The sequence below is a fragment of the Streptomyces sp. NBC_01478 genome (genome assembly GCF_036227225.1).
Lineage (GTDB): Bacteria > Actinomycetota > Actinomycetes > Streptomycetales > Streptomycetaceae > Streptomyces.
Genome location: NZ_CP109444.1, coordinates 2,044,930 through 2,066,056, shown reverse-complemented (window position 1 = coordinate 2,066,056; position 21,127 = coordinate 2,044,930). Strand labels below are relative to the sequence as shown.

Below are 21,127 nucleotides of genomic sequence, written 5' to 3'. Positions count from 1 at the left end.
GGGTCCTCGTCACGTCTCGGTCGTGGTGGCTGTCGTCGTGGGAGTCGTGGTGGTCGTGACGGTGGCGGTGACGGCCGCACTGCTGGTGACCGGCGCGCTCGTCGAGGGAGAGTCGGTCACCATCGAGGGCGAACCGGTCGTAGGCGAACTGCTCGACGGCGGCGGTTCACTCGTGCGCGAGGACGGTGGTGGCGACGAGGGCTGTGACGAGGGCGTGGACGTCGGCGGGCCGAGTGTCGGTCCGGAGGTGGTCGTCGGAGCCGGGGGAGTGGACTTCGCCCCGCCGGCCACGCTCAGCAGCACGTACTCCCCGAACCCCAGCTCGGTCCCGGCGGGCGGATCGGTCGCCGTGACCCGGGCGTCGTCGGACGGCGCCGTACTCCCGCCGTACCCGACGGCCAGACCGCTGCTCACCAGTTGCTCCCGCGCCTCCCCGAACGTCGTCCCCGCGAGGTTCGGCACCGCGTGCTGCCGCCGGGTGTCGAAGACGGTGTCGCGCTTGCCCGTCGTACCGACCGGACGCTCGATACCGCGGTTTGGATCGCCGATGTCGACGAGGGCGAGGCGCTCCACCTTCCGCGCCGCCGGACGTACGGCCACGACCGAGGACGCCTGATATCCGCTCCACTTCTTGTTGCCGTCCGCGAACTTGACGGAAATCAGGTTCGCGTCGCCCTTGAAGGGGCGCAGCGGATTTCCGCACGAGCACTTCGCGGCGGGTTCCCCCTGGTCGTCGACGAGAATCGCGATTCCCGCCTGGAGAAGGGAGTTGTAAGGCGTGGCCTTTCCTTTCCTGAAGTCGTGGTTCTCTACGAGAGTGTCGTGACGCAGGAGTACGGGTGTGAGCCGATCCAGATAGACCGGTATCCGGTCCGTGCCGATGCCCGGCACGCTGGACCAGGCGACCGCCTTCTGGTGGTTCGCGGGGTCGGTCAGAAACCTCTTGAGCTTCGCCACGTCACAGAGGGTCGGCTGCTTGGTGCCCCCGTACAGACCAGGTGTGTCCCCTTGCTGCAAGGTGCCCCGCACCGGCAGCGAACGCGCCCGGGTGTCGTGGCCCAGTCCCTGTTTCTCGCCGAAGAAAGGCGCGAGCGACGGAACTCCGGCGGCGACCGCCTGCACGGCGAACGTATGTGCGTCTCCGCCGCATCCACTCAGTCCGCTCACGACCAGGACACAGACGAGCGGCACGGCGATCCGGCGGATCACCGAAATTCCGGTCCTTTGCACAACCGCGCGAAATGTCATTACCGCTCCCCCCGGTGGCGGTTCCCCCATCGCGCTTTATGCTACTGAACGAAATTGCCGTTCAGTTACCGCATGTGTTCAATTGCCTCGTGCGTTCAATGAGGCCAAATAGGCGTTGTACGCCTCGAGTTCCTTGTCGCCGTCCCGGTCGGCCGCCCGGTCCTGGCGCTTCGCCTGCCGCTGCTCCGAGCTGTACCACTGGAACAGCAGGGCGATCAGCACCAGCACGGACGGGACCTCGCTGAACGCCCAGGCGATACCGCCGGCCGCGTTCTGATCGGACAACGCGTCGATACCGAGCGAGGCGGGCGGGTTCTTGAACGTCTCGACCATCGGCTCCGACGCCATCATCAACGCGATACCGAAGAACGCGTGGAACGGCATCCCGGCGAACAGCTCCAGCATCCGCATCAGATAGCCGGGCCGATTCGGCCCCGGGTCCACGCCCATGATCGGCCAGAAGAACACCACACCCACGGCGAGGAAGTGCACCATCATCGCGATGTGCCCGGTCTTCGACCCCATCAGGAAGTCGAAAATGGGCGTGAAGTACAGCGCGTAAAGGCTCGCGATGAACAGCGGGATCGTGAACGCGGGATGCGTGATGACCTTCATGTACCGACTGTGCAGAAACATCAACAGCAGCTCGCGGGGCCCCTTTTTGCCCCGGGCCGCCGGCGGCAGCGCGCGCAACGCGAGGGTGATCGGAGCGCCGAGCAACAGCAGGATCGGCGAGAGCATGCTGATGATCATGTGCTGCACCATGTGCACGCTGAACATGACCATGCCGTAGTCGTTGAGCTTGGTGCACATCACCAGCCCGATGGTCAGCACACCGATGACGTACGAGATCGTCCGCCCCACCGGCCACGAGTCCCCCCGCCGCCGCAACCGCAGGACCCCCCACGCGTACAGCCCGAGACCCAGCAGGCAGGCCGTCAGGAAGAACGGATCGGCCGACCACGCAAGCCCCCGCCCGAACGTGAACGGCGGCAGATCCATGGTCATGCCGTGCCCGCCGTGATCCATCGGACGGCTCCTGATTCGTGGGGGTTGTGCAAGTCTGTCCGCACACAGACTAGAACTGCCCCCGGTCACGATCGTGACCGGGGGCAGTTTCGCTCAGGGACGGGCTACAGGACGCACTCAGCCTCTTCATACCGATCAGCAGGCACCGTCTTCAGCGTCTCCACCGCATCGGCCAACGGCACCATCAAGATCTCGGTCCCCTGAAGCGCGGTCATCTTCCCGAACTCCCCCCGATGCGCGGCCTCCACCGCATGCCACCCAAACCGGGTCGCGAGAACACGGTCGTAGGCAGTCGGGGTCCCCCCACGCTGCACATGCCCGAGTATCACCGGCCGCGCTTCCTTGCCGAGCCGTTCCTCCAGCTCGATGGAGAGTTGCCGCGCGATCCCCGCGAAGCGCTCATGGCCGTAGACATCCTTCTTGCCCTCGTCGAAGTCCATGGACCCCGCACGCGGCTTCGCACCCTCCGCCGCGACCACGATCGCGAACCGCTTGCCCGCCTCGAAGCGTTCGCCGACCCGCGCGGCCAACTCCTCGATGTCGAAAGGCCGTTCAGGTACGACGATGGCGTGCGCGCCGGCCGCCATGCCGGAGTGCAGCGCGATCCAGCCGGTGTGGCGGCCCATGACCTCCACGACGAGGACCCGCTGGTGGGACTCGGCGGTCGTCTTGAGCCGGTCGAGCGCCTCGGTCGCGACACCGACGGCCGTGTCGAAGCCGAAGGTGACGTCCGTGACCGCGATGTCGTTGTCGATGGTCTTGGGGACGCCGACGATCGGGAGACCGGCGTCGTACATCAGCTTGGCCGCCTTGAGCGTGCCCTCGCCGCCGATCGGGATGATCGCGTCGAGGCCGAGCTCCTCGACATGGCCTCGGGCCCGCTCGACGCCGTCCCGCAGGTGGGAGGGCTGGACGCGGGAGGAGCCGAGGATGGTGCCGCCGCGAGCGAGGATGCCGCTCACCGCGTCGAGGTCGAGCTTGAGGTAGTCGCACTCCAGGAGGCCTTTCCAGCCGTCACGGAAGCCGATGACCTCGTCGCCGTGGTCAACGACGGCGCGGTGCACGACGGACCGGATGACGGCGTTCAGGCCGGGGCAGTCGCCGCCGGACGTGAGGACACCAATGCGCATAGCCCGAAAGAACCTTCTCGACGTGGACCGGGACCGGACCACGTTGTCCGGTATGAACCCCGCCACCCTAGCGGCAGAAGGGGGCGGGGTCGTAGCGTGCGTCCGCCTGCTGGACGACCCCGCTCACCTGCGCGGACAGCCCGTCAGACGGGCTGGTTTCCGGCATCCGAAGAGGAGATGGACATCTGGTTCAGGCGGGCTGCTGAGCTGCGGTGATGCGCTCGTTGCGGAGCGCCTCGTACCAGCGGTCGTCGATCGGCGGCAGCGCGTTCACATCGAGGGCCAGCTTGAGCAGCAGGTCCGCGATCAGCGGGTTGCGGGCGAGCACGGGCCCGTGCATGTACGTGCCGAACACCGTGTCGTTGTACGCGCCCTCCGTGCCGTCGCCCGTGCCGTTGCCCTTGCCGAGGCGGACCTGAGCGAAGGGGCGGGCGGTGGGGCCGAGGTGGGTGACGCCCTGGTGGTTCTCGAAGCCGGTCAACTGGGGCAGGCCGAGGCGCGCGTCGATGTCCCCGAGGACGTCGCCGACGCACCGCTCGCCCTCGCCGCGCACCGACACCACGTCGAGCAGACCGAGGCCGGGCTCGCGCTGGCCGAGGTCGTTGATGAACTCGTGGCCGAGGATCTGGTAGCCGGCGCACACCGAGAAGACGATCGCGCCGTTGCCGACCGCCCGGTGCAGGCCGCCGTCACGGCGCAGCCGCTCGGCCGCGAGCCGCTGCGGACGGTCCTCGCCGCCGCCGATCAGATAGATGTCGCCCGAGGTCGGGATGGGCTGGTCGCTGCGCACGTCCATCCGGGCCACGTCGAGGCCGCGCTGCCGCGCCCGGCGTTCCACGACAAGGGCGTTGCCCTGGTCGCCGTAGGTGCTCAGCAGGTCCGGGTAGATCCACACCAGACGAAGCTGGTTGTCGCTCATGGTCAATTCGTCCTCTGAGTGTCAGTTGCCGACGCGGCGGCGCAGATCCTGGAACGCGGTGTAGTTCGCGATGACCTCGATACGGCCGGGCGGCGCCATCTGCACGGCCTGGTCGAGGTTGTCGCAGACCTGGAAGTGCTGGTTGGCGACCTCCAGGCGGACCGCGAGGTCCAGCTTGCGGTCGCCCACGACGAAGATGGGGTGGCCGGTCAGTCGCGTGTAGTCGACGTCCCAGAGCCACGAGGTGTCGGTGCCGTCGGCGCCGCGCGCGTTCACCGAGAGGATCACCGGGGTCGGCGGCGGATCGATCAGGCTGAACGTTTCGAGCCAGCCCGCCGGGTTCTTCGCCAGCAGCAGCCGCAGGTCGCGCTGCATGAACTGGACGACGTCATAACGCCCGGCGACGGCCTGCACCCGGTACATGCGCTCCAGGGCGACCTGCGGCGGCACCCCGAAGACGGCGGCGACGGCGGCGGAGGACGCGGCGTTGGCCTTGTTGGCGCGGCCCGGCAACTGGAGGTGGATCGGCCAGGCGGACCCGTGCGGATCGAGCACATGATCCCCGGACAGCGACCAACTCGGCGTCGGCCGACGGAACCCGCACTCGCCGCAGAACCAGTCGTCACCGGGACGCTGCATCACGCCACCGCACGACGGGCAGGACCAGGCGTCGTCCTTCCACATCTGCCCGGCGGCGACCCAGATCACGTTGGGGGAGGAGGACGCGGCCCACACGACGAGCGGGTCGTCCGCGTTGGCGACGACGACCGCCTTCGAACCGGCAAGCCCCTCACGCCAGTTCTCCGCGAGCATGCGGGTCTCGGCCGCGCGGTCCAGTTGGTCGCGGGAGAGGTTGAGCAGCGCGATGCACTTGGGGTCGGTGTCGCGGGCGACGCCGGCGAGGTACTTCTCGTCGACCTCGATGACACCGAACTTGGCGTCCGAGCCGCCGGCCAGCGCCGAGGTGATGCCGGCGGGCATGTTGGCACCGAGCGCGTTCGAGACGACGGGACCGGCGGCCCCCAGCGCTTCGGCGATGAGCCGCGTGGTCGTGGTCTTGCCGTTGGTGGCCGAGACGAGCGTCACGTCCAGGCTCTGCGCGAGCCGGGCGAGCAGGTCGGGGTCGAGTTTGAGTGCCACTCGGCCGCCGATCACCGATCCGCTGCCCCGCCCCGCGGCACGCGATGCCGCCGCGACCGCCTTGCCCGCCGTCACGGCCAGCTTGGCCCGCGGCGTGAGCGGGTCCGAGTTGCCTGCCATCAGTTCTCGATCCTCCTTGCGTACGCGCCGCGCCTCTGCCTCCGGCAACGTGGTGTGGACCTCAGCCTATCGAGATCCTTATCGGTGCCCGAACCGCGGCACCGCGAACCCCTCGTGGCGGGCGTGCGCCGTAGAGAACCGTACCCTTGCGCCCATGCGATACGGCTCCATCCCGGGCGCCCACGGGCGAGTCCGTCCCCTCACTCTGCTCGGCGACCCATTGCTTCACACCTCCTGCGCGGAAGTAACAGACTTCGGCCCCGAACTCGCCCGCCTGGTCGAGGACTTGTTCGCGACGATGTACGCGGCCCAGGGCGTGGGCCTCGCCGCGAACCAAGTGGGCGAGTCCTTGCGGGTGTTCGTCTACGACTGCCCCGACGACGAGGAGACCCGCCACCTCGGCCATGTGGTCAACCCACGCCTGGTCGAGACGGACGGTGTGGTGATGAGGGGCCCGGAGGGTTGTCTCTCCCTACCGGGCCTGGAGGCGGGGACGGAGCGCTACGACCACGCGGTGGTCGAGGGTTTTACGGCGACCGGCGACCCGATCACCGTGCACGGCACGGGTTGGTTCGCGAGGTGCTTGCAGCACGAGTACGACCACGTGGAGGGAAAGGTCTACGCGGACCGCGTGACGGGTTGGCGGCACAACCGCTTGATGCGACAAGCAGCCCGAGCTTCCTGGTCCCGGCGAGGGTGATGCTTTTAGGGGCGCGGGGCTGTATCGATGTGCGGCTCCGCCGCGCGGGCGCGACCAGCCCCAACGCACCCGCAGCCGAAATACGACCCCTAGAACCCCGGCCCGCCAACCTTGTCCCCGGCGGCAGCCAGCCGCCCCCACAACAGATCAGCCAAACTCCGCACCAACTCGGCCCGGGAGCAGGGTCGTTCACCCAGCCACCAGTCGCCCGCCGCATGCATCATTCCGACAATCCCATGCCCCCACACCCGAGCCAGTTGCTGGCTGTTGGGCCCGAGATCCACCCGCTCCTCGATGACCTGAGCGAGTTCCTCCCCCATCCGCCGAAGCAGCGGAACCGAGTGATTCCCCGTATCGAACCCCTGGTCGGTGCTCTGCCCACCCACAACGGGATGCATAAGGAACCGATACACCTGAGGCAGCGCCTCGATCGCGGCGAGGTAGGTGTCCAGCGTGGCCTCGACCCGCTCCCGCCGCTCGGCAGGAGCGTCCAACGCGGCCCGCAACGAGGACAACAGGGCATCCGTGTGCCGCTTGGCAAGGGCGGCGTAGAGTCCACCCTTGTCCCCGAAGTGCCGGTACAGAATCGGCTTCGTAATACCCGCTTCCGCGGCGATCGCGTTCATCGAGGCCTGCGGACCATCACGCAGCACCACTCTGTCCGCGGCCTCCAACAGCTCACGCCGTCGGCGGTCGGCGGACCGTTGCTGATCGGTCCGCTGCGTGGTGTCCATGATCTCTCCCCACCCGTGCTGAATCGGTGACGCCTGCGCAAACTAACACTCAATGTGCCCAACACCTCGAACGGGCTGCCGAGTGGTCATCGGGAGTTGACTTTTCCTACCCGTCGGTAACAGACTCTGTCGTTACCGCAAGTAACATGCTAGTGCGCCGCTGGAGGAGTCATGGCCGAGTTCACCATGGAACTCAACGACGAACAGAAGGAGGTGCGGGACTGGCTGCACGGCTTCGCCGCCGACGTCATCCGCCCCGCCGCCGCCGAATGGGACGAGCGTGAAGAGACTCCCTGGCCGGTAATCCAGGAGGCCGCGAAGGTCGGCATCTACTCCCTGGACTTCTACGCCCAGCAGTACTTCGACCCCACCGGCCTCGGCATTCCGATGGCCATGGAGGAGCTGTTCTGGGGCGACGCGGGCATAGCCCTCTCCATAGTCGGCACCGGTCTCGCCGCGGTCGGCGTCCTCGCCAACGGCACCGAGGAGCAGATCGGCACCTGGATTCCCCAGATGTACGGCGACGCCAATGACGTAAAGGTCGCCGCCTTCTGCTCCTCCGAGCCGGATGCCGGTTCCGACGTGGCCTCCATGCGCACACGTGCCGTGTACGACCAGGCCAAGGACGAGTGGGTGCTCAACGGCACCAAGACCTGGGCGACCAACGGCGGTATCGCCAATGTCCACGTCGTCGTAGCGGTCGTCGACGCGGAGCTCGGCTCCAAGGGCCACGCCTCCTTCATCGTCCCGTCGGGCACGCCGGGTCTGTCCCAGGGGCAGAAGTTCAAGAAGCACGGCATCCGCGCCTCGCACACCGCCGAGGTCGTCCTGGAGGACGTGCGCATCCCCGGTTCCTGCCTGCTGGGCGGCAAGGAGAAGCTGGACGAGCGCCTCGCCCGCGCCCGTGAGCGTGCGAAGGCCGGCGGCGGCGAGCGCGTGAAGAACGCCGCGATGGCCACGTTCGAGGCGTCGCGCCCCGCGGTCGGCGCGATGGCGGTGGGTACGGCTCGCGCCGCCTACGAGGTCGCCCTCGACTACGCGATGACCCGCGAGCAGTTCGGCCGCCCGATCATCGACAACCAGGGTGTCGCCTTCCAGCTCGCCGACATGCGTACGTCCATCGACGCGGCGCGGCTGCTGGTGTGGCGGGCGTCCTGGATGGCGGTCAACGGCAAGCAGTTCACGGCGGCCGAGGGGTCGATGTCGAAGCTGTTCGCGAGCGAGACGGCGAAGAAGGTCACCGGGCAGGCCATTCAGATCCTGGGCGGCAATGGCTATACCCGTGAGTACCCGGTCGAGCGGATGCACCGTGACGCGGCGATCTACACGATCTTCGAGGGCACGAGTGAGATCCAGCGGCTGGTGATCGCGAGGACGCTGTCGGGGATGCCGATTCGCTAGCGCTCGGCTGGAACCGTGGTGATCTGCGGGCCGGTGGGGGCTGGTCGCGCAGTTCCCCGCGCCCCTTCAGGGCGCGAATGCGCACCTGAGCCCACTACCCGTGCCAGTCTTCGGCGAGCAACCCGAAGATCACCTCGTCGACGAACTCGCCGTTGACCCACGCCGCGCGGCGGAGCGTCCCCTCCTGGACGAAGCCGGCGCGGGAGGCCGCCCGGATCATCGCCGTGTTGTCGGCCAGGGTCTCCAACTGCAGCCGCTGCAGTCCGCGGACGGTGAAGCCGTAGGTGCACAGGACCTCGACGACATCGACGCCGAGTCCGCGGCCGCGGAACCCCGGCCGCAGCGACATGCCCAGGTGGGCGCTTCTGTTGTGGGTGTCGATGCCCCACAACCCCGCGGTCCCCGCCAACTCGTCGTTGTCGAGGGTAACGACAGCGAAGGGGGCGGCATCGTCGTCAGGTTCGGTGATCGCGAAGGGTGAGGCCTCGCTGCCCGGTGAGACGGGGCGCCAGGGCCGTGAGTCCACTCGCGATCTCGTCGCCACGTCGTCGTACAACTCGGCGTGCAGGACCGGGACATCCGACTCGTGCCGGGCCCGGAGCCCGACCTTGGTTCCTCGCAGCATGGACTGTTCCTAGCCGACCCTCTCGGCCCGATCAACTCGATTACCGCCCGCGTCGAGGCGTCAGCGGTGCTTGAGGGGCGTCAACTGCTCGATGTCGTACCGCGCCCGCAGTTCCTCGATCGCCGCATGGTCCGGCGCACCCCCGCTGCCGAGGATCTCCAACAGCTCCTCGAAATACCGCTCGTGGTCCGGCGGCGGAGACGCCTGGAAGAACATCTTCGCGGGCGTCTCCGTCGGGTTCGCGAACGCGTGCGGACACCCGGGCGGCACGACGATCACCGTGCCCGGTGTCGCCCGTACCGCCCGGGTGCCCGAACTCGACTCCCAGCGCTGCCAGTTGTCCGGTGTCCGGATGCGCGGCTCGAAGGCGAGCACGTCCAGTTCGCCTTCGAGCACGTAGAACAACTCCTCGCTGCGCGTGTGCACATGGGCGCCGACGTCGAACCCCGGCGGAACCACCACCTCGAAGGTGGACGCGGTACGCGAGTGCGACCCGGTCACCTTGAACGTCACGTGCTGCGCGGGTGTCTGTACGATCCGGCCGTGACCCGGCGGCACCAGCAGCCCCTCCGTCGCCGTCATCGGTGCCTCACCACGTCACGGGCAGTGCCTCGGGCCCGCGGATCAACGCGCCCTTCTTGAACGGCACTTCATCGGCAGGGACCGCGAGCCGCAGCCCGGGCACCCGGTCCAGCAGCGCGTCCACCAGCAGCTCGGACTCCAGCCTCGCCAGCATGTTGCCGGGGCAGAAGTGCGGGCCGAAACCGAAGGACACATGCGGGTTCGGACTGCGCGAGAAGTCGATCTTCTCGGGATCGGGGAAGACGTCCGGGTCGCGGTTGGCGGCCAGGTACGACACGTACACCGGGTCGCCCGCCCGCATCCGCACCCCGCGGATCTCCACGTCCTCCATGGCGATCCGGGACAGCCCGACCGCGTTGCGGTGCGGGATGTAGCGCAGCAGCTCGTCGATGGCTTGGGGCCTCAACTCCGGCTCCGCGCGCAGCCGTTCGACGAGATCCGGGCGGGTCAGCAGCAGATAGAACATCTGCCCGCTGTTGTTGGTGACCGCCTCGCCGCCGATCTGCAGCAGCACCGCGAGCCCCACCGCCTCCTCCAGGGTCATCTCCTCCCGGCCCACGGCGGCACCGAGCAGCGATGCGACGTCCTCGCCGTCGCTGCTCTCCCGCAGGCCGATGAGATCGCCGAAGTAGGCGCCCATCTCGTCCTTCGCCTGCTCGCTGACCTTGGCGCCGTGCGAGGAGGACAGGATGAGCTGGGTCCAGGTGTGCATGCCGTGCCGGTCGGCGGCCGGCACGCCCATCAGCTCGCAGATCACCGCGATGGGGAAGGGGCTCAGCACCGTCTCGGTGAGATCGGCGGGCGGTCCGTCCTGGAGCAGTTCGTCGACCAACTCGTCGAGCAGCAGCCGGGATTGCTCCCGCACCCGCTCCACCCCGCGCGCCGTGAACGCCGGGGCGACCGAGCGCCGTAGCCGGGTGTGGTCCGGTGGGTCGAGGAAGCCGACCGCGCCGCGGGCCGGGATGAAGTGCGGGGCGAGCCGGGTCACCGGCTGGTCCATCACGGCCTCGCGGCTGAACCGGGGATCGTTGGTGACCGTCCGCACGTCGTCGTGCCGGGTGACCAGCCACGCCCAGCCCTCGCCGTTGGGCAGCTTGATCCGGTTGACCGGACCCTCCCGCATCAGCTTGGCGAGGACCGGGTCGAAGTCCACCCCGGTCAGGTCGAGGGCCGGCCAGGGCCGGACCGGGGGCAGGGTCTCGGTGAGCGTCTCTTCAGTCATGCCGTACTCAAGCCGTCTCTCGGTCGTCGTTGTGCCAGCGGCCCAGGGCCATCTCGGCGGTGATGCCGGGTCCGAACCCGGCGAGCAGTCCGCGCGCCCGGTGTTCGGCGCCGCCCTCGTCGAAGAGCCGGCGCAGCGCGTCCAGGACGACGGCGCTGGCGATGTTGCCGTACTCGGTGAGGGTGGCCCGGCTGAACCGGAACGCGTGCGGGTCGACCTGGAGGAACTTGCTGAGGTCGTCGAGTATGCGGGGCCCGCCCGCGTGGACTATGTAGAAGTCCAGGTCGGCCGCGTCCCAGCCGTGCAGTCCCGCGAGGTCCTGGAGCGCCGGCGCGAGGGGCTCCATGGTGGCCGGCACCCGCTTGTCCAGCAGGAAGTGGAAGCCGGTGGCCCGGACGTCGTACATGATCCACTCTTCGGTCTTGGGGATCAGGTACGACCCGTTGCGTTCGAGCTGGATGCCTGTGCCGCCCCGCCCGCGCACGACCGCGGCGGCGATGCCGTCGCCGAACAGCCCGTTGGAGAGCAGGGAGCCGATGCCAAGGTCGGTCGGCTGGTAGCACAGCGAGCAGAACTCGCAGGCCACGATGAGCGCGTTGGCGTCCGGGTACGCCGTGCAGAAGTCGTGCGCCCGGTTGATCGCCGCTCCGCCGGCCGCGCAGCCGAGCTGGGCGATCGGGATCTGGCGGGTGGTGGACTCGAAGGCCATCTCGTTGATCAGCCAGGCCGTGAGCGAGGGCATCATGAAGCCCGTGCACGAGACGTAGATGATCACGTCGATGTCGGTGGTGAGGAGCTCGGCCTCGTCGAGCGCGCGCTGTACGACCGCCGGGACCCGGGCCTTCGCCTCGGCCGTGTAGATCTTGTTGCGGTCCTCGAACCCCGGGTGCTTCAGGGTCTCCTCGATGGGCTGCACGATGTGCCGGGTACGCACACCGGTGTTCTCGATCAGCCGGAGGGCCAGCGGCAGGTTGGGGTGGTCCGCGTGACGGGAGCGCGCCAGCTCCAGCGTCTCCTCCATCGTGATCACGTGCTCGGGAACCGACACCGAGGGCTTGCACAAAGTCGCCATGAACCGTCCCTGCTTTCGCCTTCCGGAAGGCCTTCGCCCGCCGGTCAGAAGGTGGTTCACCTCAGAGGGTGGTGCACCCACGATCACCCTTGAGGGCGGCGATCTCGCGGTGGACTACTCCAATTCAGGGACCCGCTCATAAGGACCGGATCAGTAAATCCTGTGAAAACAGAAGGGGGGCAACCTCTGGACCAAGGCTCAGCGCAACCCCTCAGGGGCGTGGGGCTGTATCGATGTGCGGCTCCGCCGCGTGGGCGCGACCAGCCCCCACCGGCCTGCCACTCAGCGAACTACGACGCGCCCCCACTGCTGTGCGCAATGCACGCAACGTCAATCCGGTCGGCAAGCTTCGCCAGCTCAATGGTCAAAGCGGCAACCGTGTCCTCGTCAAGCCCCGCTTCTCCGGCCTCGACAAGGTGCAGCCACCGCCCACCCACGGTACGCAAAAGCTTGCTCACATCCGCGGCAGCCACCTGCAAGGTCCCGCGGTCGTCGACGATCAGAGGCAGAGTCACTTCGCGGTTCACACAGGGGATCGTAGCCGCGGAACGCTCACGCTCCGTGCCATACCGTGGTGATGTTGCAGAACTCCCGGATTCCGTGCCCCGACAGTTCCCGCCCGTATCCGGACCGCTTCACCCCGCCGAACGGGAACGCCGGATGCGACGCGGTCATCCCGTTGAAGAACACCCCGCCGGCCTCCAGGTCCCGTACGAAACGCTCGACCTCCGCCTCGTCCCGCGTCCACACATTGGAACTCAGCCCGAACGGCGTGTCGTTGGCGACCAGCACGGCCTCGTCGAGGTCGGCGACCCGGTACAGCGTGGCGACGGGTCCGAACGCCTCCTCGCGGTGGACGCGCATCTCGCGGGTGACGTCGGCGAGGACGGTCGGCGGGTAGTACCAGCCGTCCCCGTCGGGCCGCTCGCCGCCGCACAGCACGGTCGCGCCGCTCTCCACGGCGTCGTCGACGAGTTCCTCCAGATCGCTGCGGCCCGCCTCGCTCGCGAGCGGTCCGACCTCGGTCTCCTCCACCAGCGGATCACCGACCGTGAGCGCCTTCATGCCGGCCACGAACCGTTCGGCGAACGCGTCGAAGACGTCCGTGTGCACGATGAACCGCTTCGCGGCGATGCACGACTGCCCGTTGTTCTGCACCCGCGCCGTCACCGCGATCCGCGCGGCCCGTTCGACGTCGGCGGACGGCATGACGACATACGGATCGCTGCCGCCCAGCTCCAGCACCGTCTTCTTGACCATGTCCCCGGCGACGGACGCGACCGCCCGACCGGCCGGCTCGCTGCCGGTGAGGGTGGCCGCCTTCACGCGCTCGTCGCGCAGGATCTCCTCGATCGCGCCGGAGCCGACGAGGAGGGTCTGGAAGCACCCCTCGGGGAAGCCCGCACGGTGGAACAGGTCCTCCAGGTAGAGGGCGGTCTGCGGGACGTTCGACGCGTGCTTGAGCAGGCCGACGTTGCCCGCCATCAGCGCGGGCGCCGCGAAGCGGATCACCTGCCAGAGCGGGAAGTTCCACGGCATCACCGCGAGCACCGGGCCGAGCGGCCGGTACCGCACCAGGGCCCGGGCTCCGCCGGAGTCCTCGACGTCGGCCGCGCTCGGCTCCTCGTCGGCGAGGAGCCCCTCGGCCCGGTCGGCGTACCAGCGCATCGACTTCGCGCACTTGGCGGCCTCCGCGCGGGCCTGCTTGACCGGCTTGCCCATCTCGATGGTCATGATCCGGCCGATGTCCTGCCGGTCCTCGTCGAGCAGATCGGCCGCCCGGTGCATGAGCCGGGCGCGCTCGGCGAAGGCGGACGTCCGGTAGGTGCGGAAGGTGGCCTCCGCGAGCTGGAGCCGGCGCTCGATCTCCTCGTCACCCATGGCCTCGTACGTCTTGAGCGTCTCGCCGTTGGCCGGGTTGACCGTCGCGATGGGCATGGCTGACCTCCTGGAGCGGGCTGTGCTTCGACCTTCCCGCGCGGCACGGGGGACCGCAACGCGTGAGTGGCTGCTCAGTCCGAGTGCTCCGCCAACCGGTCGAGAAACGTGGCCTGCGCCGGGACGACGACGGCCCGCGCCCGTTCGAGGTCCAGCCACTCCACCCGGTCCAGCTCCGGGAACTCCTGGATCTGCCCCGACTTCGGAGGCCACTCCATCCGGAAGGTGCCGGGAACCATGGCCGCCGGATCCAGGTCCGCCTCGATCGCCCACGCGGTGACGACCTTCCCGTTGCTCTGCCGCACCTCGCCGAGCGCGATCGCCTCGCCCTCGGGCGGCGCGAGCCCCAGCTCCTCCTGGAACTCACGCCGGGCCGCGTCCCAGGCCGGCTCGTCGGGCTCGTACTCACCCTTGGGCACACTCCACGCCCCCGCGTCCCGGTGCGCGAAGAACGGGCCACCCATATGCCCGAGCAACACCTCCAGACCGTGATCGGTGTGCCGGAACAACAGCAGCCCAGCACTCCGCTTCCCCTTGCCACTCACGGCTTCACCTCCGGATGCGCGGCCAGCAACGTCTCCACCGTGTCAGCCTCCTCCGCCCGCTTGTCCTCGCGATAGCGCACGACCCGCGCGAAGCGGAGCGTGACACCGGCCGGATAGCGGGTCGACCTCTGCAGTCCGTCGTAAGCGATCTCTACGACGAGTTCGGGCCGTACGGTCACCACGTGGCCGTCGCTCTCCACGGCCAGCTCCTGGAGGCGCTCGGTCTGCCAGGTCAGCACGGCGTCGGTCATGCCCTTGAAGGTCTTGCCGAGCATCGCGAAGGAGCCGTCGGGCTTGCGGGCGCCGAGGTGGAGGTTGGAGAGCTTGCCGGTGCGGCGGCCGTGGCCCCACTCGGCGGCCAGCACGACCAGGTCGAGGGTGTGGACGGGCTTCACCTTCAGCCAGGACGCACCCCGGCGGCCCGCGCTGTAGGGCGCGTCGAGGCCTTTGACCACGACCCCCTCGTGGCCGCGCCGCAAGGTCTCGGCGAGGAAGGCCTCCGCCGTGGGGATGTCCTCCGGACCGGACACGAGGGTGCGCCGGACGCGCATCGGTTCGGGCACCAACCGGGCCAGTTCCGCGTGCCGTTCGGCGAACGGCAGGTCGAGCAGATCGCGGCCGTCGACCGACAGCGCGTCGAAGAACACGGGGGAGACGGGGACGGTCTCGGCGGCCGTCGTCACGTCCACCCGGGAGCCGACCCGGCCGGCCGTCTCCTGGAAGGAGCGCGGGCGCCCGTCCTCGTCGAAGGAGATCACCTCACCGTCCAGGATGAACCGCTCGCCTCTCAACTCCATTGCTGCGGCGGTGAGTTCGGGCAGCCGGTCGGTGATGTCGTCCAGGGTGCGGGTGTAGAGCCGTACGGTCTCGTCGTCGCGGTGGACCTGGACGCGGATGCCGTCGAGCTTCTCCTCGACCGCGCAGGCACCCAGTTTCCCGACCGCTTCGGTGACCGAGGAGGCGCTGTGCGCGAGCATCGGCAGGACCGGGCGGCCGACCGTCAGCCGGAAGCGGCCGAGGGAGGCGGGGCCCTCGGCGAGCAGGGCCTCGGCCACCGTCTGGAGCGAACCGGCCAGCATGACCGCTCGCCGTACGTCCGCCGGAGGTGTGCCGGTCGCCTCCGCAAGTCCCTCCACCGCGACCGCGTCCAGCGCGCCCTGCCGGACCTCGCCGGTGATCAGACCGAACAGGAAGCGCTGCTCGTCGGCGGTGGCCGCGCCCATCAACTCGCCCACCAGACGGGCGCGTTCGGCCTGCGAACCGGCGCCCGACACCTTGCCGAGAGCGGTGAGCCGGGCGTCCACCTCGCGCACGGTCAGGGTGGATTCCGGGGCCGGCGCGACCGACCGGCTCAGCACCTTCCAGCCGATCCCGAGGCGGCCCTGAGGCAGGCGGCCAGCCAGATACGGGATGACGATAGGGACGTCGTCGGCCTCCGCGTCCCGGAAGAGCTCCGCGAGCAGGGCGGTCTTCCGGGACCGCGCCGAGGTGGCGGCGACCTCCTGGGACACATGCGCGAGCCGGGTCAGCAGCATGCAGCCATCGTGCAACGGAGGCGGGCGGTCTACACCCGGACGGCCGCGTCGAGATCGGTCATGAGCAGGTCCCCGTTGATCGTGGCGCCCGCGCGGTAACCGGCGGAGGCCGCGTTCACGACCTGCTCGGCGAAGCCCGTCGCGTTCCCGACCGCCCACACCCCGGGCACGGTCGTCAGACCCGTCGGATCGACCACGGGGTACGCGCCGAACGGGGTCTCGTGCAGCTCCGCGCCCAGTTGCTCCAGGAGACCGGTGCGCGGGATCGCGCGGGGTGCGACGAACACGGCCTCGCGGGGGTACGCGGTGCCGTCCGTGAGACGGACGCCGGTGAGCCGGTCGTCCTCGACGGTCAGCTCGGCGACTTCCCCGGGCACCACGGCGACCCCGGCGGCGGCCAGCCTGCGCAGGTCGTCGTCGGTCAGCTCGGACTCGGCGACCGTGTGCAGGAACAGGGTCACGTCCTTGGACCACTGCGAGACCATCAGCGCCTGGTGCACACTCATCGGCGTCGCCGCGAGCACGCCGAAGGCCTGGTCACGGACCTCCCAGCCGTGGCAGTACGGGCAGTGGATCACGTCACGCCCGAAGCGCTCGGCGACTCCGGGGACGGTCGGCAGCTCGTCCTTGAGACCGGTGGCGATCACGAGTCGACGTGCGTGCACGGTCTTCCCACCGGCCAGCGCTACGGCGAAGTCCTCGCCCTTCGTGACGTCCACCGCGCGGTCCCGGACGAGATCGACGCCGTAGCGTGCGATCTCCTCGCGGCCGAGCGCCAGGAACTCGGCGGGTGACATGCCGTCCCGGGACAGATAGCCCTGCATGTGCGCGGCGGGTGAGTTGCGCGGCTCGCCCGCGTCGATCACGAGTGTGCGGCGCCGGGCCCGGCCCAGGACCAGCGCGGCGGACAGGCCGGCCGCGCCTCCGCCGATGACGATCACTTCGTATGTGTCGGTCACGGTGACCACCTCCACTCAGAAGGTCGCCCCGATCCGACCGTATTGACAAACGCGTTTGCCGAAACTGCAATATCGGTCATGAGCGACGACACGGACGAGGTCCTGGCGGAGGTCGGCCCGCGACTGCGGCGGATCCGGAAGGAGCGGGGCGCGACCCTCGCCGGGCTCTCCGAGACGACCGGCATCTCGGTGAGCACCCTGTCCCGGCTGGAGTCCGGCCTCCGCAGGCCCAGCCTGGAACTGCTGCTGCCGATCGCGCGGGCCCATGAGGTGCCGCTGGACGAACTGGTGGGAGCGCCGACGGTCCGGGACCCACGGGTACGCGCCGAGCCGATCGTCCGGGGCGGCCGCACCCACTGGCCCCTGACCCGCCAGCCCGGCGGCCTCCAGGCGTACAAGGTCCTGGAACCGCAGCGGAAGGTCGAGCCGGATCTGCGGACGCATGAGGGCTACGAGTGGCTGTATGTGATGTCCGGCCGCCTCCGTCTCCTGCTGGGCGAGCATGACGTGGTGCTGGGCCCGGGGGAGGCCGCAGAGTTCGACACCCGGGTCCCGCACTGGTTCGGCTCGACAGGCGAGGGCCCGGTGGAATTCCTGAGCCTGTTCGGCCCGCAGGGAGAGCGAATGCATGTAAGGGCAAGGCCAAAGAGGGGTCAGTAAAAGACGCCGCCCACTGGAGCGCCCTTTCAGGGGCGCGGGGAACTGCGCGACCAGCCCCCACCGGCTCGCAGTCGAACAACTACACGTACCCCGGGGGCCGTGACGAACGCGACTGTTTCCCCACGCGCAAGCGACCGCTTAGTATGCAATCGACCCCGGTCAGACAGAGCAGTCCCGTGGAGGCCCCGCATGCAGGCATGGCAAGTGCACGAGAACGGCGAGCCGAGTGAGGCGATGCGCCTGGCGGAGGTGGAACGACCCACGCCGGGCGACGGCCAGGTCCTGCTCAAGGTGCGTGCCGCGAACATCAACTTCCCGGACGTCCTGATGTGCCGCGGCCACTACCAGGTCAGGCCCCCACTCCCGTTCACCCCCGGCGTGGAGATCTGCGGCGAGACCGAGGACGGCCGCCGCGTGATCGCCAACCCCGCCCTGCCGTACGGCGGTTTCGCCGAGTACGCCGTCGCGGACGCCGCCGGCCTGCTGCCCGCGCCCGACTCGCTGGACGACGCGGAGACCGCCGCACTCCACATCGGCTACCAGACGGGCTGGTTCGGCCTCCACCGGCGCGCTCACCTGGAAGCCGGCGAGACCCTCCTCGTGCACGCCGCCGCCGGCGGGGTCGGCAGCGCGGCCGTACAGCTCGGCAAAGCCGCCGGCGCCACCGTCATCGGCGTCGTCGGCGGTGCTGAAAAGGCAGCCGTGGCACGGGAGTTGGGCTGCGACGTCGTGATCGACCGGCGTACCGAGGACGTCGTCGCGGCCGTCAAGGCGGCCACCGGCGGGCGCGGTGCCGACGTGATCTACGACCCGGTCGGCGGCGACGCCTACACGCAGTCCACGAAGGTCGTCGCCTTCGAGGGCCGGATCGTGGTCGTGGGCTTCGCGAGCGGCACGATCCCGAGCCCGTCGCTCAACCACGCCCTCGTGAAGAACTACTCGGTCCTGGGCCTGCATTGGGGCCTGTACGCCACCAAGAACCCGAAGCTGATCCTCCACTGCCACGAGCAGCTCACCGACCTGGCCGCCCGAGGTGTCATCAAGCCCCTGGTGAGCGAGCGCGTGCCGCTGAGCGGTGCGGCCGCCGCCGTGCAGCGGGTCGCCGACGGTGTCACGACCGGCCGGGTCGTCATCCTGCCGTCGCTGGAGAACCCGTCGCCGGAGAACTCGTCGTTGGAGAACGGAACCGCCGCATGACGATCGACGAAGCTGAACTCAGGCGTCGCACGGCCGATTTGCTGGCCACGCACCCACCGCTGGAGACCGACAAAACCGCCTTCCTCAAGGCGCGCTTCGACGCCGGACTCGCGTGGATCCACTACCCCGAGGGCCTCGGCGGACTCGGTGCCCCGCGCGCTCTCCAGGCCGTCGTGGACGCCGAGTTGGCGGCCGCGGGCGCCCCCGACAACGACCCCCGCCGCATCGGCATCGGCCTCGGCATGGCCGCTCCGACGATCCTGAAGTACGGCACGGAGGAGCAGAAGCAGCAGTTCCTGCGGCCCCTCTGGGTCGGCGAGGAGGTCTGGTGCCAGCTCTTCAGCGAGCCCGGCGCCGGGTCCGACCTGGCCGCGCTCGGCACGCGGGCTGTCCGCGAGGGCGAGGACTGGATCGTCAACGGGCAGAAGGTGTGGACCTCCAGCGCCCACCTCGCCCGGTGGGCCATCCTCATCGCGCGCACCGACCCGGACGTGCCCAAGCACGCGGGCATCACCTACTTCATCTGCGACATGACCGACCCCGGCGTCGAGGTCAGGCCACTGCGCCAGATCACTGGCGAGGCCGAGTTCAACGAGGTCTTCCTCACCGACGTCCGGATCCCCGACGCCCATCGCCTCGGTGAGGTCGGCGACGGCTGGCGGGTCGCGCAGACCACGCTGATGAACGAGCGCGTCTCCATCGGCGGCATGCGCATCCCCCGCGAGGGCGGCATGATCGGCCCGGTCAGCGAAACCTGGCGCGCACGCCCGGAGTTGCGCACCCACGACCTCCACCAGCGCCTCCTCAAGCTCTGGGTGGAGGCCGAGGTCGCCCGGCTCTCCGGTGAGCGGCTGCGCCAGCAGCTCGTGGCGGGCCAGCCCGGCCACGAAGGCTCCGGCATGAAGCTCTCGTTCGCCCGCCTCAACCAGGAGATCAGCGGCCTGGAGGTCGAACTCCGGGGCGAGGAAGGCCTGTTGTACGACGACTGGACCATGCGCCGACCGGAACTGGTGGACTTCACCGGCCGTGACGCCGGCTACCGCTACCTCCGCTCCAAGGGCAACAGCATCGAGGGCGGGACCAGCGAGGTCCTGCTGAACATCGTCGCCGAACGCGTCCTGGGCCTGCCGGCCGAGCCGCGCACCGACAAGGACGTCGCCTGGAAGGACCTCGCCCGATGACAGATCTTCTCTACTCGGAGGAGGAAGAGGCGCTGCGCGCCGCCGTCCGGGACCTGCTCACCGACCACTGCGACGCCGCGAGTGTCATCGCGCGCACCGAGTCGGACGCCCCGCACGACCTGTCGCTGTGGAAGTCCCTCGCCGACGGCATGGGCCTGGCCGGCCTCCTGGTGCCCGAGGCGAAGGGCGGCCAGGGCGCCACCCACCGCGAAGCCGCCGTCGTACTGGAGGAGTTGGGCCGCGCCGTCGCGCCCGTCCCGTACCTCACCAGCGCGGTCGTGGCGACCGAGGCGCTCCTCGCGTGCGACGCGGACGACCTCCTCGCCGAGCTGGCCTCGGGCCACAGGATCGGCGTCCTCGCCGTCTCCCTGAGCGTCGCTCCGGGCGCCGCCCACCAGGCCGTACGGCACGAGAACGGTTCCCTCTACGGGGAGTTGACCGGGATCGCCGACGCGGCCGCCGCCGACGTGCTGCTGGTGCCGGGTGCGGACGGCGGGCTGTACGCCGTCGACGCGGGCGCCGTGACCGTCGTACCGCAGGTGTCCCTGGACCTGACCCGGCCGCTGGCGAGGGTTGTCTTCGACGGAGCGTCCGCGCGCCGGATCGGTGACGCCGAGCCCGCCGTGCGACGCGCCCTGCGGGCCGGTGCCGGGCTGCTCGCGTCGGAGCAACTGGGCGTCGCCGACTGGACGTTGACGGAGACGGTCCGGTATCTGAAGGAACGCAAGCAGTTCAACCGGCCCGTCGGCGGGTTCCAGGCGCTCAAGCACCGGCTGGCGCAGTTGTGGCTGGAGGTCGTCAGCCTGCGGGCGGCGGCGCGCAACGCGGCCGATGCTCTCGCGACCGGTGACGACACCGACGTGGCGGTGGCCGTCGCGCAGGCCTACGCGGCGTCCGTCGCCGTCCACGCGGCCGAGGAGGCCGTGCAGTTGCACGGCGGCATCGGCATGACGTGGGAGCACCCCGCCCACCTCTACCTGAAGCGGGCCAAGGCCGACTCGATCGCCTACGGCACGGCGGGCGCCCACCGTGCGGCGCTGGCCGAACTCGTCGACCTGCGAGCGCCCTGACCATCATGAGGTGAAGCCCGCTAAAAGCCCGTCCCACCTGGGGCGGGCTTTTCCGTGAGCCTGCGCCGAAGGAGTGAACACGCGAGGGCGGTCCGGCCAACTCCTGTCAGGTACAGGTTC

At 69.5% G+C, this 21,127-nt stretch carries 21 protein-coding genes; 6 read left to right on the top strand and 15 right to left on the bottom strand.

The window, feature by feature from the left end; all coding sequences use genetic code 11:
- Positions 1 to 9: 9 nt before the first annotated feature.
- From OG223_RS09335 to OG223_RS09315, 5 genes are all read right to left on the bottom strand, one after another.
- Positions 10 to 1,209, bottom strand: coding sequence for a PASTA domain-containing protein (locus OG223_RS09335; RefSeq protein WP_329245084.1), 1,200 nt, complete (start codon positions 1,207 to 1,209; stop codon positions 10 to 12).
- Positions 1,210 to 1,326: 117 nt separating this feature from the next.
- Positions 1,327 to 2,277: a cytochrome c oxidase assembly protein gene (locus tag OG223_RS09330; RefSeq protein ID WP_329245081.1), complete on the bottom strand. Its 951-nt coding sequence runs from the start codon at positions 2,275 to 2,277 to the stop codon at positions 1,327 to 1,329.
- 104 nt (positions 2,278 to 2,381) lie between these two features.
- The gene (locus OG223_RS09325; protein ID WP_329245079.1) at positions 2,382 to 3,407 is read right to left on the bottom strand and encodes a 6-phosphofructokinase; all 1,026 of its coding nucleotides are present in this window, start codon (positions 3,405 to 3,407) and stop codon (positions 2,382 to 2,384) included.
- Between the two features lie 190 nt (positions 3,408 to 3,597).
- A complete protein-coding gene (locus tag OG223_RS09320) occupies positions 3,598 to 4,326 on the bottom strand; it encodes a type 1 glutamine amidotransferase (protein ID WP_043668543.1) in 729 nt (242 codons plus the stop codon).
- A gap of 21 nt (positions 4,327 to 4,347) precedes the next feature.
- Positions 4,348 to 5,586 (bottom strand): Mur ligase family protein, encoded by a 1,239-nt coding sequence (locus OG223_RS09315; protein ID WP_329245075.1) that lies wholly within the window; start codon positions 5,584 to 5,586, stop codon positions 4,348 to 4,350.
- Between the two features lie 154 nt (positions 5,587 to 5,740).
- Here OG223_RS09315 and def point away from each other — a divergent pair, with 154 nt between their 5' ends.
- Complete coding sequence (def, locus tag OG223_RS09310; RefSeq protein WP_329245072.1) at positions 5,741 to 6,286, top strand: peptide deformylase; 546 nt, start codon at positions 5,741 to 5,743, stop codon at positions 6,284 to 6,286.
- A gap of 89 nt (positions 6,287 to 6,375) precedes the next feature.
- Here def and OG223_RS09305 read toward each other — a convergent pair whose 3' ends face one another.
- Positions 6,376 to 7,020: a TetR family transcriptional regulator gene (locus OG223_RS09305; protein ID WP_329245068.1), complete on the bottom strand. Its 645-nt coding sequence runs from the start codon at positions 7,018 to 7,020 to the stop codon at positions 6,376 to 6,378.
- A 171-nt stretch (positions 7,021 to 7,191) separates the two neighbouring features.
- Here OG223_RS09305 and OG223_RS09300 point away from each other — a divergent pair, with 171 nt between their 5' ends.
- Positions 7,192 to 8,421, top strand: coding sequence for an acyl-CoA dehydrogenase family protein (locus tag OG223_RS09300; RefSeq protein ID WP_329245067.1), 1,230 nt, complete (start codon positions 7,192 to 7,194; stop codon positions 8,419 to 8,421).
- Between the two features lie 94 nt (positions 8,422 to 8,515).
- Here the strand turns inward: OG223_RS09300 and OG223_RS09295 are convergent, their stop codons facing one another.
- The 9 genes from OG223_RS09295 to OG223_RS09255 all read right to left on the bottom strand — a co-directional run bounded on the left by OG223_RS09295 (position 8,516) and on the right by OG223_RS09255 (position 16,899).
- Positions 8,516 to 9,046 carry a GNAT family N-acetyltransferase gene (locus tag OG223_RS09295; RefSeq protein ID WP_329245065.1) on the bottom strand — a complete coding sequence of 177 codons (531 nt, stop codon included), beginning with the start codon at positions 9,044 to 9,046 and terminating at the stop codon, positions 8,516 to 8,518.
- 60 nt (positions 9,047 to 9,106) lie between these two features.
- A complete protein-coding gene (locus OG223_RS09290; RefSeq protein WP_329245063.1) occupies positions 9,107 to 9,628 on the bottom strand; it encodes a cupin domain-containing protein in 522 nt (173 codons plus the stop codon).
- Positions 9,629 to 9,635: 7 nt separating this feature from the next.
- Entirely contained in the window at positions 9,636 to 10,850 is a 1,215-nt protein-coding gene (locus tag OG223_RS09285) for a cytochrome P450 (RefSeq protein WP_329245060.1), read from the bottom strand.
- A gap of 7 nt (positions 10,851 to 10,857) precedes the next feature.
- Complete coding sequence (locus OG223_RS09280) at positions 10,858 to 11,922, bottom strand: type III polyketide synthase (protein ID WP_329245056.1); 1,065 nt, start codon at positions 11,920 to 11,922, stop codon at positions 10,858 to 10,860.
- A 290-nt stretch (positions 11,923 to 12,212) separates the two neighbouring features.
- On the bottom strand, positions 12,213 to 12,449 hold the full coding sequence (locus OG223_RS09275) for a DUF6213 family protein (protein ID WP_329245053.1): 237 nt from the start codon (positions 12,447 to 12,449) through the stop codon (positions 12,213 to 12,215).
- Between the two features lie 25 nt (positions 12,450 to 12,474).
- Positions 12,475 to 13,860, bottom strand: coding sequence for an NADP-dependent succinic semialdehyde dehydrogenase (locus OG223_RS09270; RefSeq protein ID WP_329245051.1), 1,386 nt, complete (start codon positions 13,858 to 13,860; stop codon positions 12,475 to 12,477).
- Positions 13,861 to 13,934: 74 nt separating this feature from the next.
- A complete protein-coding gene (locus OG223_RS09265; RefSeq protein WP_329245048.1) occupies positions 13,935 to 14,405 on the bottom strand; it encodes an NUDIX domain-containing protein in 471 nt (156 codons plus the stop codon).
- Positions 14,402 to 15,940: an ATP-dependent DNA ligase gene (locus OG223_RS09260; RefSeq protein WP_329245046.1), complete on the bottom strand. Its 1,539-nt coding sequence runs from the start codon at positions 15,938 to 15,940 to the stop codon at positions 14,402 to 14,404. The genes OG223_RS09265 and OG223_RS09260 overlap by 4 nt, the downstream gene beginning before the upstream one ends.
- Before the next feature lie 29 nt (positions 15,941 to 15,969).
- Positions 15,970 to 16,899, bottom strand: coding sequence for an NAD(P)/FAD-dependent oxidoreductase (locus OG223_RS09255; protein ID WP_329245044.1), 930 nt, complete (start codon positions 16,897 to 16,899; stop codon positions 15,970 to 15,972).
- Between the two features lie 78 nt (positions 16,900 to 16,977).
- On the opposite strand from OG223_RS09255, the gene OG223_RS09250 reads away from it, so the two are divergent.
- The 4 genes from OG223_RS09250 (at position 16,978) to OG223_RS09235 (ending at position 21,007) form a co-directional block, all read left to right on the top strand.
- A complete protein-coding gene (locus OG223_RS09250; protein WP_329245041.1) occupies positions 16,978 to 17,559 on the top strand; it encodes a helix-turn-helix domain-containing protein in 582 nt (193 codons plus the stop codon).
- 189 nt (positions 17,560 to 17,748) lie between these two features.
- A complete protein-coding gene (locus OG223_RS09245) occupies positions 17,749 to 18,756 on the top strand; it encodes an NADPH:quinone oxidoreductase family protein (RefSeq protein ID WP_329245038.1) in 1,008 nt (335 codons plus the stop codon).
- Positions 18,753 to 19,937, top strand: a complete 1,185-nt coding sequence (locus tag OG223_RS09240; RefSeq protein ID WP_329245036.1) for an acyl-CoA dehydrogenase family protein — start codon at positions 18,753 to 18,755, stop codon at positions 19,935 to 19,937. The genes OG223_RS09245 and OG223_RS09240 overlap by 4 nt, the downstream gene beginning before the upstream one ends.
- On the top strand, positions 19,934 to 21,007 hold the full coding sequence (locus tag OG223_RS09235; protein WP_329245034.1) for an acyl-CoA dehydrogenase family protein: 1,074 nt from the start codon (positions 19,934 to 19,936) through the stop codon (positions 21,005 to 21,007). The genes OG223_RS09240 and OG223_RS09235 overlap by 4 nt, the downstream gene beginning before the upstream one ends.
- Positions 21,008 to 21,127 lie beyond the last annotated feature (120 nt).

Excerpts from the sequence above, each read along its gene's own strand:
- OG223_RS09235 (WP_329245034.1), top strand. The coding sequence starts at position 19,934 with ATGACAGATCTTCTCTACTCGGAGGAGGAAGAGGCGCTGCGCGCCGCC.
- OG223_RS09285 (WP_329245060.1), bottom strand. The coding sequence starts at position 10,850 with ATGACTGAAGAGACGCTCACCGAGACCCTGCCCCCGGTCCGGCCCTGG.
- OG223_RS09315 (WP_329245075.1), bottom strand. The coding sequence starts at position 5,586 with ATGGCAGGCAACTCGGACCCGCTCACGCCGCGGGCCAAGCTGGCCGTG.
- OG223_RS09325 (WP_329245079.1), bottom strand. The coding sequence starts at position 3,407 with ATGCGCATTGGTGTCCTCACGTCCGGCGGCGACTGCCCCGGCCTGAAC.
- OG223_RS09320 (WP_043668543.1), bottom strand. The coding sequence starts at position 4,326 with ATGAGCGACAACCAGCTTCGTCTGGTGTGGATCTACCCGGACCTGCTG.
- OG223_RS09300 (WP_329245067.1), top strand. The coding sequence starts at position 7,192 with ATGGCCGAGTTCACCATGGAACTCAACGACGAACAGAAGGAGGTGCGG.
- OG223_RS09250 (WP_329245041.1), top strand. The coding sequence starts at position 16,978 with ATGAGCGACGACACGGACGAGGTCCTGGCGGAGGTCGGCCCGCGACTG.
- OG223_RS09290 (WP_329245063.1), bottom strand. The coding sequence starts at position 9,628 with ATGACGGCGACGGAGGGGCTGCTGGTGCCGCCGGGTCACGGCCGGATC.
- OG223_RS09240 (WP_329245036.1), top strand. The coding sequence starts at position 18,753 with ATGACGATCGACGAAGCTGAACTCAGGCGTCGCACGGCCGATTTGCTG.
- OG223_RS09295 (WP_329245065.1), bottom strand. The coding sequence starts at position 9,046 with ATGCTGCGAGGAACCAAGGTCGGGCTCCGGGCCCGGCACGAGTCGGAT.
- def (WP_329245072.1), top strand. The coding sequence starts at position 5,741 with ATGCGATACGGCTCCATCCCGGGCGCCCACGGGCGAGTCCGTCCCCTC.
- OG223_RS09305 (WP_329245068.1), bottom strand. The coding sequence starts at position 7,020 with ATGGACACCACGCAGCGGACCGATCAGCAACGGTCCGCCGACCGCCGA.
- OG223_RS09330 (WP_329245081.1), bottom strand. The coding sequence starts at position 2,277 with ATGGATCACGGCGGGCACGGCATGACCATGGATCTGCCGCCGTTCACG.
- OG223_RS09280 (WP_329245056.1), bottom strand. The coding sequence starts at position 11,922 with ATGGCGACTTTGTGCAAGCCCTCGGTGTCGGTTCCCGAGCACGTGATC.
- OG223_RS09270 (WP_329245051.1), bottom strand. The coding sequence starts at position 13,860 with ATGCCCATCGCGACGGTCAACCCGGCCAACGGCGAGACGCTCAAGACG.
- OG223_RS09245 (WP_329245038.1), top strand. The coding sequence starts at position 17,749 with ATGCAGGCATGGCAAGTGCACGAGAACGGCGAGCCGAGTGAGGCGATG.
- OG223_RS09260 (WP_329245046.1), bottom strand. The coding sequence starts at position 15,940 with ATGCTGCTGACCCGGCTCGCGCATGTGTCCCAGGAGGTCGCCGCCACC.